The sequence below is a fragment of the Streptomyces sp. NPDC005195 genome (assembly GCF_040608315.1).
Classification (GTDB): Bacteria; Actinomycetota; Actinomycetes; order Streptomycetales; family Streptomycetaceae; genus Streptomyces; species Streptomyces kaempferi.
This window is the reverse complement of sequence record NZ_JBEXHZ010000009.1, coordinates 155,481-167,608: the sequence shown is the minus strand read 5'-3', so window position 1 is coordinate 167,608 and position 12,128 is coordinate 155,481. Positions and strand designations below refer to the sequence as shown.

The following is a 12,128-nucleotide window of genomic DNA, read 5'->3' as shown; positions in this document are numbered from 1 at the left end:
TACGCGAAAGCGGGTAGGGCTAGTAGCGACAGCTATTCGACACGGCCGGCCACGGAGGCGCCGCACACCGCAGTGCACGTATTGGCATCGGCGGCCATATGCCGAGAACGATGGAGGACACCATGTCACCCCGGCTCGACGCATCGCAGACCCAGAGGGCGACGTCGGCACCCTCTCCGGAGCACCCGGACCACGATCCCGCCGACCACGGCGCGGAGCTCGCGGGTCTGGAAGGGCTTCCGGAGATCCCCCCGTACGACGAGGTGGGGGCGGTGGACGCACGAGCCCTGTCCAAGACGCTCTTCGAGCGCCTGGAGTCCCTCGAAGAGGGCACCCACGACTACTCGTACGTCCGCAACACGCTCGTCGAACTCAACCTCGCGCTGGTGAAGTTCGCCGCCTCCCGCTTCCGCTCCCGCAGCGAGCCGATGGAGGACATCATCCAGGTCGGCACGATCGGCCTGATCAAGGCGATCGACCGCTTCGAGCTGAGCCGCGGCGTGGAATTCCCCACCTTCGCGATGCCGACCATCATCGGCGAGATCAAGCGCTTCTTCCGCGACACCTCCTGGTCCGTGCGCGTGCCGCGCAGGCTGCAGGAACTCCGGCTCGACCTGGCCAAGGCGGGCGACGAGCTCGCCCAGCGGCTCGACCGGTCACCCACCGTGGGCGAGTTGGCGGAACGCCTGGGCATCACCAACGACGAGGTCGTCGAGGGCATGGCCGCCTCGAACGCCTACACGGCCAGCTCGCTGGACGCCCAGCCCGAGGAGGACGACTCCGAAGGCGCGCTCGCGGACCGCATCGGCTACGAGGACCACGGGCTCGAAGGCATCGAGTACGTGGAGTCCCTCAAGCCCCTGATCGCCGGTCTCCCGCCGCGCGACCGGCAGATCCTGTCGCTGCGATTCGTCGCCAACATGACCCAGTCCGAGATCGGCGACGAACTCGGCATCTCGCAGATGCACGTGTCGCGGCTGCTGTCGCGCACGCTGGTGCGGCTCCGCAGGGGCCTCACCGTCGAGGAGTGACGGAGCCTCACCCCCACGAACGGTCCCGGAACTCTCCCACGCACTCCTGGTACCCCCACAAGCGGTCCCGGAACTCCCCCGCGTGGTCCCGGTGGAAAGCGGTCCGGCCCTGACGGCGCCGGACCGCTTCTTTCCGCTTCATCCGGTTCATTCCGCGCGGTTCCTCTCCCCCCGGCGGAAGTTACCCGGGGAAACCTCCTCGCCAACTCTTTCCCCGGAGGGTCACCGCTGTCACTGTGGGCACCCCCAAACTGGCCGGTACGTCAGTACGGGGCGAGCGACCGCACGGGGGAGGGGGAGGCGGAGGGATGACTCAGGGCGATCCGGCCGGCAGGGACGACGAGACCGGGGCCGAGGGTGGCACGGCGCACGCGCACACGCCCGACGCGCGTCTGACCGAACTCCTGCGCGCCGCCACCGCGACCGCGTACCCGGCACTCCAGGAACTCCGCGGCCGCCACCGCGCGTCGGTCCTCGCCTACGCCCGCCTGTGCACCACGAGCGAGTCCGTGGCACGCCAGCTCGCGGCGCAGGCCTTCACCCTCGCGGCCCGGGAGACGGCCCGCGGCAGCGACCCCGGTTCCCCGTGGCGGCACCAGCTCCTCCTGCTGACCTCGCGGGTGGCCGTGTCCTGGGCCGCCGACGAGCGGGCCGCCGGCCTCGACGCCGGGCTGCTCCTGGTCCTGAACACGGCAGGCCCCGGGGGCCCCGTCCCGCGGATGCTCCCGGCGTTCCAGTCCCTCCCGTCCCGCGCCCAGGGCCTGATCTGGTACGGGCTGGTCGAGCGGGAGCCCGAGGAGCGGACGGCGGTGCTGCTCGGTCTCACCCGTGAGGACGTGACGTACGGCACGGAGCAGGCGCTCCAGACGTTGGGGCAGGCCTGTCTGAAGTCCCGGCTGGCCGCCTCCGACGACCCCTCCTGCGGGGACTTCCGGCGGCTGATCGAGGAATCGCTGCGGCCCGACAACCCGCGCTTCAGTTCCGACCTGGACGCCCACATGGCGCACTGCGCGCACTGCACGACGGCGTACGAGGAACTGTCCGCCCTGCGCGACCACCCGCGCACCACCCTGGCCGAGGGCCTGCTGCCCTGGGCCGGCACGGCGTACGCCCTGACCGGCACCCACGAGCCGGCGCCCGGCGCCCGGGTGTCGTCCGGGCCGCCCTGGCCCCCGTCCCGCCGCCTGGTGCTGGCGTCGGCGGCCCTCGGGGTCGCCCTGGCGCCGCTGCTCCTCCTGCTGCCGTCCGGTGGCTCACCGGCCCAGAACGCGGCGGGTCCGGTCGGCACACCCTCGAGCCCGCCGTCGGTGACGGTCACGGCGACGGTCCCGGCGGCCCCGTCCCTCTCCCCGTCCCCGTCCGTCCCGTCGGCCTCGGCGGCCACCGCCTCCGCCTCCCCCACCGCGCCCGCGTCCCCGTCGAGGTCCGCGCGTCCCGGGCCGTCCCCCACGCCCACCCCGGCCGCTCCGCCGGGAGCCGCGTACGCCCAGGTGGTGAACACCGCCTCGGGCCTGTGCCTGGACATCCGCGACGGCGACCTGGAGAAGGGCACGGACGTCGTCACGGCCCCCTGCGGCTCCTCGTCCACCCAGCGCTGGCGCGTGGACGCCTCCCTCGGCGTCCTCCAGTCGTACGCCGACACCGACTTCTGTCTGGACAGCCGCGGCTCCGTCGACAACGGCGTCGGCATCTGGGAGTGCTCCTCGGCCGAGGGCCGGCACGCCCAGAACCTGCGGTTCACCGTGGGCGACGACGGCGTGATCCGCCCGGCCGTCGCCATCGAGACCGGGCTCACCCCGGACGGCGGCGACGGCCTGGCGCTGCTCCCGCTGAACGGGGGCGGGGAGCAGCGGTGGCGGGCGGGGGCGTCCTGACCGGACCCGGCCCGGGGACGGTCAGGACCTGGCCACGGGAGGGCCGGGGCGGGGCTTGACGGTCAGACCTCGCGTACGCCGCCCCGCCAGACTCCGGTGACCAGCGGTACGCCGGGCCGGTAGGCGAGGTGGACGTGGCTGGGCGCGTCCAGGAGGGCCAGGTCCGCGCGGGCGCCGACGGTGAGGCGGCCGATGTCCTCGCGCCGCAGGGCCGCGGCGCCGCCCGCCGTGGCCGACCACACCGCCTCGTCCGGGGTCATCCCCATGTCCCGCACCGCGAGCGCGATGCAGAACGGCACGGACGAGGTGAAGGAGGAGCCCGGGTTGCAGTCGGTGGAGAGGGCGACGGTGACGCCCGCGTCCAGCAGGCGGCGGGCGTCCGGCCACTCGGCGCGGGTGGAGAACTCGGCTCCGGGCAGCAGCGTCGCCACGGTGTTTCCGCTCGCGAGCGCCGCCACGTCGGCGTCGGTCAGGTGCGTGCAGTGGTCGGCGCTCGCCGCGTCGAGTTCGACGGCGAGCTGGACGCCGGGGCCGTAGGTGAGCTGGTTGGCGTGGACGCGCGGGTGCAGGCCCTTCGCCTTTCCCGCGGTGAGGACGGCGCGGGCCTGGTCGCCGTCGAAGGCGCCCTTCTCGCAGAAGACGTCGATCCAACGGGCGTACGGAGCGCAGGCGTCGAGCATCTCGCCGGTCACCAGGGCCACGTACGCGGCCGGGTCGTCGGCGTGCTCGGGGGCGACGATGTGCGCGCCGAGGTAGGTGACCTCGTCGGTGTGGCGGGCCGCGATCCGCAGGGCGCGTGCCTCGTCCTCGACGGTGAGCCCGTAGCCCGACTTCGTCTCGAAGGTCGTGGTGCCCTGGCGAAGGGCCTCGCCGAGGTAGTGCGTGAGGTTCCGCTCCAGCTCCTCGTCGCTCGCGGCGCGGGTCGCCGCGACGGTGGTGCGGATGCCGCCCGCCGTGTAGCCGCGGCCGGACATCCGGGCGTTGAACTCCTCGGTGCGGTCGCCGGCGAAGACGAGGTGCGAGTGGGAGTCCACGAAGCCGGGGACGACGGCCCGGCCCCCGGCGTCGACCCGGTTGTCGGCGGCGGGTGCCTTTCTTGATTCACCGGTCCACGCGACGCGGTCGCCGTCGATGACGACGGCCGCGTCCCGGATCGGACCGAGGGGTCCGTCACCGAGGGAGGGATCGTTGGTGACCAGCGTGGCGATGTTGGTGATGACGGTGCTCATGGCGTCCTTGTCGGTGGTGAGCCTGTGGACGGAGGTCAGGCGCGCAGCGCTTCGACGGCGTCCGCGAGGGCCTTCGGCACATCCGGTACGAGGGTGTGCGCGCCGTCGCGTACGACGGGCCGGCCCGCCACGACCGTGTGGCGTACGTCGGCGGCCGTCGCGGCGAACACGGCCGACTCCGCGCCGAGTCGCGGCAGCGTGCCCGCCGTTCTGACCGAGTCGAGGGCGATCGTCGTGAAGTCGGCGCGCGCGCCGACTTCCAGGATGCCCGCGTCGTCCCAGCCCAGGGCGGCGTGACCGTCCGCGGAGGCGGCGCGCAGCAGGGCCGCGGCCGTCCAGTGGCCGCGGGTGCGGGTGCGCAGGCGTTCGTTCAGCTCCATCGCGCGGGCCTCTTCGAGGAGGTCGATGACGGCGTGGCTGTCGGAGCCGAGGGAGAGGGGCGAGCCCGCGCGCTGCAGGGCGGCGGCGGGGCCGATGCCGTCGGCGAGGTCGCGTTCGGTGGTGGGGCACATGCAGGTGCCGGTCGAGGAGCCGCCGAGCAGGGCGATGTCCTCGTCGGTGAGGTGCGTGTTGTGGATGCCCGTGGTGCGCGGGCCGAGCACGCCGTGGTCGGCGAGCAGCCGGGTGGGTGTGCAGCCGTGGTGCCGCAGACAGGCGTCGTTCTCCGCGGTCTGCTCGGACAGGTGCACGTGGAGCGGGGCGCGCCGTTCCTCGGTCCAGCGCGCCACGGTCGCCAGCTGTCCGGCGGGCACGGCGCGTACGGAGTGGACGGCCGCGCCGATCCGTGCGTGGTCACGGTCCTTGAGGAGGGAGGCGCGTTCCGCCCAGGCGTCCGCGCTGCCGTCGGAGAAGCGCAGCTGGTGGCGGTTGGGCGGCTGGCCGAAGCCCGAGGAGACGTACGCCGTGTCGAGCAGCGTGATCCTGAGGCCGGCGTCCCGCGCGGCCTCGATCAGTGCCTCGCCCATCGCGTTCGGGTCGGCGTAGGGGGTGCCGCCCGGGGCGTGGTGCAGGTAGTGGAACTCGCCGACGGCCGTGACGCCCGCGAGCGCCATCTCGGCGTACACCGCGCGGGCGAGCGCGTGGTAGGTCTCGGGGGTCAGCCGGTCCGCGACGGAGTACATGATCTCGCGCCAGGTCCAGAAGGTGCCGGAGCCCACCTGGACGGTGCCGCGCAGGGCTCGGTGGAAGGCGTGCGAGTGGGCGTCGGCGAGTCCCGGGAGGGTGAGTCCGCGCAGGATCTCGGCGCCCGGGGGCGGGGTGCGGACGCCCGTGCGCAGGGCGGTGATGCGGCCGTCCGCGGCGGAGCCGCCGGCCGACACGGTCAGGGCGACGCCCGGCTCGACGTGGGTGTCGAGCCAGGCGTGTTCCAGCCAGTACGTCTGCGTCACCTGCAGGCCAGCCCTTCGAGTACGTCGGCGAGTGCGGTCACCCCGGCCACGCAGTCGTCCTCGGCGGCGTACTCGGCCGGGGAGTGCGAGACACCCGTGGGGTTGCGTACGAACAGCATGGCGGTCGGGACGGTCCCGGAGAGGATTCCGGCGTCGTGTCCGGCGCCCGTCCCCAGTACGGGGACGGTGAGGTCCGCCGTGGTGGTGAGGATGCGGGCGAGCTCGTCGCGCAGGGCGTGCTCGAACTCGACGACGGGGGTGAACGACTCGCGCACGACGTCGAGTTCGACGCCCTGGGCGTGCGCGTACTCCCGGGCCGCCTTCTCGATGCCGGTGACGACCGTGTCGAGGGTCGGCTGGTCGGCGGCGCGGGAGTCCAGCCAGCCGCGCACCAGCGACGGGATGGCGTTCACGCCGTTCGGCTCGACGGAGATCTTGCCGAAGGTGGCGACGGCGCCCGTGATCAGGGCCTCGCGCCGGGCGGCGAGCACGGTCTCGGCGTACGGGAGCATCGGGTCGCGGCGGTCCACGAGCCGGGTGGTGCCCGCGTGGTTGGCCTCGCCCCGGAAGTCGAAGCGCCAGCGGCCGTGGGGCCAGATGGCGCTGGCGATGCCGACCCGGTCGCCGGACAGGTCGAGGGCGCGGCCCTGCTCGACGTGGAGTTCGACGAAGGCGCCGATACGGGAGAGGCGTTCCGGGTCCGGTCCGATGGTGTCGGGGTCGTACCCGGCCCGCTCCATGGCCTGCGGGAGCGTGACGCCGTCGGCGTCCGTGAGCCGGTGTGCCTGCTCGGCGGTGAGCTGCCCGGCGGCCAGTCGGGAGCCGACGCAGGCGAGTCCGAACCGGGCGCCCTCCTCGTCCCCGAAGTTGACGAGGGCGAGGGGCCTGGTGAACCGGGCCTGTCTGCCGCGCAGTTCGTCGAGGGCGGCGAAGGAGGACACGACGCCGAGCGGCCCGTCGAAGGCACCCCCGTCGGGCACGGAGTCCAGATGGGATCCGGTGACCACGGCGTCGCCCTCGGCGGGGTCACCGAGCCAGGCCCACTGGTTCCCGTTGCGGTCCAGTTCGTAGCGCAGCCCGCGGGACTCGGCCTGCGAGCGGAACCACGCCCGGCAGTCGGCGTCGGCCCCGGTCCAGGCGAACCGGCGGTATCCACCGCTGTCCGCGTGGCGCCCGATGGGCCGCAGGTCCCGCCACATGGTGTGGAAGGAGGCCGGCACGGAGCCGCCCGGTACCGTCGGGGCGGCCGGGGCGGCCGGGGCGGCCGGGGGCACGGTCCCCGGGCCGCCGTCGTGCTGGGTCACGCGGACTCGCCTTCCCGCATCGGGACGCGCACGCCGCGCTCGGCGGCGACGGACTCGGCGATGTCGTAGCCGGCGTCCACGTGACGGATGACGCCCATGCCGGGGTCGTTGGTCAGGACGCGGCGGATCTTCTCGCCGGCCAGCACGGTGCCGTCGGCGACGGTGACCTGGCCCGCGTGGATGGAGCGGCCCATGCCGACGCCGCCGCCGTGGTGGATGGAGACCCAGGAGGCGCCCGAGGCGACGTTCACCATGGCGTTGAGCAGCGGCCAGTCCGCGATCGCGTCGGAGCCGTCGAGCATGGCCTCGGTCTCGCGGTACGGGGAGGCGACGGAACCGCAGTCGAGGTGGTCGCGGCCGATGGCGAGGGGCGCGGCGAGCTCGCCGGAGGCCACCATGTCGTTGAAGCGCTCGCCCGCCTTGTCGCGCTCGCCGTAGCCGAGCCAGCAGATGCGGGCGGGCAGGCCCTGGAAGTGGACGCGCTCACCGGCCAGCTTGATCCAGCGGTGCAGGGACTCGTTCTCCGGGAAGAGGTCGAGGATCGCCTTGTCGGTCTTGTGGATGTCGGAGGCCTCGCCGGACAGGGCGGCCCAGCGGAAGGGGCCCTTGCCCTCGGAGAAGAGCGGGCGGATGTAGGCGGGGACGAAGCCCGGGAAGGCGAACGCCCGCTCGTACCCGGCGAGCTGGGCCTCGCCGCGGATCGAGTTGCCGTAGTCGAAGACCTCGGCGCCGGCGTCCATGAAGCCGACCATGGCCTCGACGTGGCGGGCCATCGACTCGCGGGCGCGGGTGGTGAAGCCGGCCGGGTCCTTGGCCGCGTACGAGGCCATGTCGTCGAGGTCCACGCCGACGGGGAGGTAGGCGAGCGGGTCGTGGGCCGAGGTCTGGTCGGTCACGATGTCGATGGGGGCGCCCTCGGCGAGCATCCGCGGCAGCAGCTCGGCGGCGTTGCCCAGGAGGCCGATGGAGAGCGGCTTGCGCTGGTCGCGGGCCTCGACGGCGAGCTGGAGGGCGTGCTCCAGGGAGTCGGCCCGCACGTCCAGGTAGCGGTGCTCGATGCGGCGCTCGATGGCGCGCGGGTCGACGTCGACGCAGATCGCGACGCCGTCGTTCATCGTCACGGCGAGGGGCTGGGCACCGCCCATGCCGCCGAGACCGGCGGTCAGGGTGATGGTGCCGGCGAGCGTGCCGCCGAACTTCTTCGCGGCGACGGCGGAGAAGGTCTCGTAGGTGCCCTGGAGGATGCCCTGGGTGCCGATGTAGATCCAGGAGCCGGCCGTCATCTGGCCGTACATGGTGAGGCCGAGCGCCTCCAGGCGCCGGAACTCCTCCCAGTTGGCCCAGTCGCCGACCAGGTTGGAGTTGGCGATGAGGACACGCGGGGCCCACTCGTGGGTCTGCATGACACCGACGGGACGGCCGGACTGGACGAGCATCGTCTCGTCCTGCTTCAGGGTCCGCAGGGTGCGCACCATGGCGTCGAAGGAGCGCCAGTCGCGGGCGGCCTTGCCGGTGCCGCCGTAGACGACGAGCTTGTCGGGGTGCTCGGCGACCTCGGGGTCGAGGTTGTTCTGCAGCATCCGCAGCGCGGCTTCCTGCTGCCATCCCAGGGCACTCAGTTCCGTACCGCGCGGCGCTCGGACGGGGCGGGGTCCTGACATGGTCTGCCTCCTGTGCGGAACTGTGCCGGCTGATGCTGCAGCGAAGTATTGCAGCAGATATTCACATCCTGTCGCTTTGAATAGAGCTAGTCAATAGAGGCGTGGGCCAGCGCGGGCGCGCCGCGGGTGTTTGGCTGGGATGTATGGGCTCAGACAGGGACAGGCCGGGGGATCCGGTGGGCGGCGGGACGGGCGGGCACGGGGTGACGTCCCCGGGTGGTGGCACGTCTCCCGCGAGGGAAGGCGGGCACGGGCCGGACTCCGACCGGGTGGCGCGGCGCGACGAAGCGGTCCGGGCCGCCGTGGAACAGGGGCTGCTGGGGCCCGAGTCCCCCATCATCGCGCTGCTCGACGTTCCCGGCATCAGGGCCTCGGCGGCGACCCTGCGGGCGGCCTTCGACGCCGTGACGGCACCCGGCACGCCCGTCCTGCACGCCTTCGCGGTGAAGGCGACCCCCCTCGTGCCCGTACTGCGGCTGCTGCACGAGCACGGCATCGGCGCCGAGGTGGCGAGCCCGGGCGAGCTGGCCCTCGCCCGGGCGGCCGGAGTACCGCCGTCCCGGACCGTGCTCGACTCCCCGGCCAAGACGACCGCCGAACTGCGCGAGGCGCTGACGCTGGGCATCGCCGTCAACGCGGACAACCCGCAGGAGCTGGCGCGCCTCGACACCCTGGTGGGGACCACGAATCCCGCCTCACCTCTCGGAATCCGGGTGAACCCGCAGGTCGGCGGAGGTTCCATCGAGGCGCTCTCGACCGCGACGGCGACCTCGAAGTTCGGCGTCGCGCTGTGCGACGAGGGCGCCCGGGAGTGGATCGTCCGGGCGTACGCCGACCGCCCCTGGCTGACCCGGCTGCACGCGCACACCGGATCGCAGGGCATTCCGCTCTCACTGATGGCCCGCGGGATCGCCCGGACGTACGCGCTCGCCGAGGAGATCAACCGGCACGTCGGCCGGCGGCAGATCGACACGCTCGACATCGGCGGCGGACTGCCGGTCAACTTCGGCTCCGACGCCACGGCCCCGACCTACGCGCAGTACGCGCGGCTGCTCGCCGAGGCGGTGCCGGGGCTCTTCGACGGGCGGTACGGACTGGTCACCGAGTTCGGGCGGTCGCTGCTGGCCAAACACGGAACCGTGGTCGCGCGGGTCGAGTACGCGAAGTCCGCCGGCGGACGGCCGGTGGCGGTCACGCACGCCGGGGTGCAGATCGCGGCCCGTACGGTCTACGCGCCCGCGTCCTGGCCGCTGCGCATCGCCGCGTACGACGCGAAGGGGCGGCCCAAGCCGGGGCCCGACGTGGTGCAGGACGTCGCCGGCCCGGCCTGTTTCGCGGGTGACCTGCTCGCCGAGGGCCTCGCGCTGCCGCTGCTCGAACAGGGCGACTACGCGGCGGCGCTGGACACGGGCGCGTACTACTTCGCGCACCACTACGCGTACAACTCCCTGGCCCGCCCCGGCATCCACGGCTACGCACCCGCGGGCGACGACCGGGACGCGGGCGGACACGGGACCGCGGGGATGCGCTTCGCGGTCGTACGGGAGCCGCAGACCCTCGCCGAGATCGTCGCGGAGTCGGGCGGGGCCCAGCCGTCCGCGCTCTCGGGACTGTAGGACCCGGACGACAGCGCGCGAAAGCCGGCCGCACGCCCCGACGGGCTCACTGGCGCCCCCCGGCGGGTCTTCGAGCGGACCCCCGACCCACCGGAAAATGTGGTCAGTCGACCTAGCTTAGTCACCACCGGGCATGTTCCACAGGAAAATGCCATTTCCATCACTCGCCACGCACACGTTGCGTAACTTCGTCGTCACTCGGCCGAACCCTTTGGCGGGAGGGGATAAACGGTGCCCGGAATCGACGAGTGCCTGCTGGAAGCCATGCGACTGCCCGGTGCCCGGGGTGCCTCGGTGGTCGACTGGACCAGCGGGCTGGCCCTGGGGACGGTCGGGGACGCGCCGGGCGGTGACCACGAGACGACCGCGGCCGAGGCCGCCGAGCTCGCCCGGCTCGCCGCCGAGCACAAGGCGTTCGCCCCGGCCGACGGTTCCGACTGGTCCGAACAGGAGACACCGGTCGAGGACCTGATCATCAGCAACCGCGACAGCTACCACCTGCTGCGGTTCGTCAGGACCACCTTCGACAGCAGCGTCTTCCTGCACCTGTGGCTGGACCGGACGGACGGCAACCTCGCTCTGGCGAGGATCAGACTCGGCGAGATGGCAGGGCGGCTGGTGCTGGGATGACCACGGTCAGAACACCGCCCCCGCTCGAACTTCCGGTGCGCGACAAGGGGGCGGGCACCACGGGCGCCGTCTCGCCGATGCTCAGCCGGCTCGCCGCCGAGCGCGCCACCGGCGTACTGGTGCGCGAGCGCGGTGTGCTCTACCTCTGCGACGGAGACGTCGTGCACGCCGAGAGCCCCGCCACCCCCTCGCTCGACGTGCTGCTCACCGCACGCGGCGTGGTGGCGGCGGAGGACTGGCGGGAGGCGGTCGCGGAGGCCGGCGCGCGGCGCCGGGTCGGCCGGTTCCTGGTGGAACGCGGCCGGATCGCCGAGGGCGCGCTCGAACTGTGCCACCTCGGGGCGCTGTACGACGCGGCGTACTTCGTCCTGGAGCCCAGCAGCACCCCGGCCCGGTTCCGGTACGGGGCCGCGCACTGGCTCGGTCCGGTACGCCCCGTACCGGTGGCCGCGCTGGAGCGCGAGACGGTGCGCCGCCGTCAGCTGCTGCACCGGGTCTGGCCCGACCCCGCGACGGACACCGCTCCGCTGGCGCGCTCCCGGCGCTCCTGCGAGCCGTCGGTCCCGCTCCGGCAGTGGTCCGTGCTCGGCCGGGTGGACGGCCTGCGTACGGCCTCGGACATCTCGCTCGCCCTGGGGCGGCCGGCCTTCCACACCCTGGTCGACGTCCGCCGGCTGGCCGCCGCCGGGGTCGTGACGGCGGCGACCCCGCCGGAGCGGGCTCCGGTGCCCACTGTGCTCACCCAGTCCTCCGCCGACCCCGACGTCGCGCTGCTGCGCCGGCTGCGAGACGCGCTGGAGGCGCTGTGAACCCGGAACGACGGGAGGCCCTGTGATCCGCGCGCTGCGACAGCGTGCCGAGAGGAGACTGCTGATGGCGGCGGAACCCGAAGTCCTCGACGAACTGCACCGGTTGAGGGCCCGTGTGCCCCAGCTGACCGGTGCTCTGGCGGCCAGCGTCGACGGTCTCGTGCTCGCTCACGACACGCCCGGAGTGGAACCCGAGGGCGTGGCCGCGCTCACGGCGGCCGCGCTGGGGGTCGCCGTGCGGATGGCGGACGCCACCGGGCAGGGCGACTTCCGCGAACTGCTGGTGCGCGGCGTCGACGGCTATGTGGCGACGTACGCGGCGGGCGCCTCCGCCGTACTGACGCTGCTGGCCCAGGACCGGGTCAACGTCGGCCGGCTGCATCTGGAGGGACGGCGCTCGGGAACCCGGATCGGCGAGCTCGTGGAGGCCGCGACGGCGCGCGGTGAGCCGGTCGTCCCGGCGCGGGCGCCCACCCGGGCCACCGCCCCGCTCCCCACACGCGGCCGCCCGGCGCGCGGCGCGTCCCGCACATCGACCACACCTACACCCAACACCCCACGCACATCGGAAAGCTGAGAGGGAGAA

General features: G+C 73.4%; 10 protein-coding genes. 6 read left to right on the top strand and 4 right to left on the bottom strand.

Annotated elements, in window-relative coordinates; genetic code table 11:
* Positions 1–122 precede the first annotated feature (122 nt).
* A complete protein-coding gene (locus ABZV34_RS13495) occupies positions 123–1,031 on the top strand; it encodes an RNA polymerase sigma factor SigF (RefSeq protein ID WP_356274732.1) in 909 nt (302 codons plus the stop codon).
* Positions 1,032–1,339: 308 nt separating this feature from the next.
* Entirely contained in the window at positions 1,340–2,905 is a 1,566-nt protein-coding gene (locus ABZV34_RS13490; RefSeq protein WP_356274578.1) for an RICIN domain-containing protein, read from the top strand.
* Between the two features lie 62 nt (positions 2,906–2,967).
* Here ABZV34_RS13490 and hutI read toward each other — a convergent pair whose 3' ends face one another.
* The 4 genes from hutI to hutU form a co-directional block, all read right to left on the bottom strand.
* Positions 2,968–4,134 (bottom strand): imidazolonepropionase, encoded by a 1,167-nt coding sequence (gene hutI, locus ABZV34_RS13485; RefSeq protein WP_356274575.1) that lies wholly within the window; start codon positions 4,132–4,134, stop codon positions 2,968–2,970.
* A 35-nt stretch (positions 4,135–4,169) separates the two neighbouring features.
* Complete coding sequence (locus ABZV34_RS13480; protein WP_356274729.1) at positions 4,170–5,528, bottom strand: formimidoylglutamate deiminase; 1,359 nt, start codon at positions 5,526–5,528, stop codon at positions 4,170–4,172.
* A complete protein-coding gene (locus ABZV34_RS13475) occupies positions 5,519–6,721 on the bottom strand; it encodes an allantoate amidohydrolase (protein ID WP_356274726.1) in 1,203 nt (400 codons plus the stop codon). The genes ABZV34_RS13480 and ABZV34_RS13475 overlap by 10 nt, the downstream gene beginning before the upstream one ends.
* Before the next feature lie 101 nt (positions 6,722–6,822).
* Entirely contained in the window at positions 6,823–8,487 is a 1,665-nt protein-coding gene (gene hutU / locus ABZV34_RS13470) for a urocanate hydratase (RefSeq protein ID WP_356274572.1), read from the bottom strand.
* Positions 8,488–8,630: 143 nt separating this feature from the next.
* Here hutU and ABZV34_RS13465 point away from each other — a divergent pair, with 143 nt between their 5' ends.
* The 4 genes from ABZV34_RS13465 to ABZV34_RS13450 all read left to right on the top strand — a co-directional run bounded on the left by ABZV34_RS13465 (position 8,631) and on the right by ABZV34_RS13450 (position 12,119).
* Positions 8,631–10,103 carry a diaminopimelate decarboxylase gene (locus ABZV34_RS13465; RefSeq protein ID WP_356274569.1) on the top strand — a complete coding sequence of 491 codons (1,473 nt, stop codon included), beginning with the start codon at positions 8,631–8,633 and terminating at the stop codon, positions 10,101–10,103.
* Between the two features lie 231 nt (positions 10,104–10,334).
* Entirely contained in the window at positions 10,335–10,733 is a 399-nt protein-coding gene (locus tag ABZV34_RS13460; RefSeq protein WP_356274567.1) for a hypothetical protein, read from the top strand.
* 77 nt (positions 10,734–10,810) lie between these two features.
* Entirely contained in the window at positions 10,811–11,542 is a 732-nt protein-coding gene (locus ABZV34_RS13455; protein WP_356274723.1) for a transcriptional regulator, read from the top strand.
* A 64-nt stretch (positions 11,543–11,606) separates the two neighbouring features.
* A complete protein-coding gene (locus tag ABZV34_RS13450; RefSeq protein WP_356274564.1) occupies positions 11,607–12,119 on the top strand; it encodes a roadblock/LC7 domain-containing protein in 513 nt (170 codons plus the stop codon).
* The last annotated feature ends 9 nt before the right edge of the window (positions 12,120–12,128 follow it).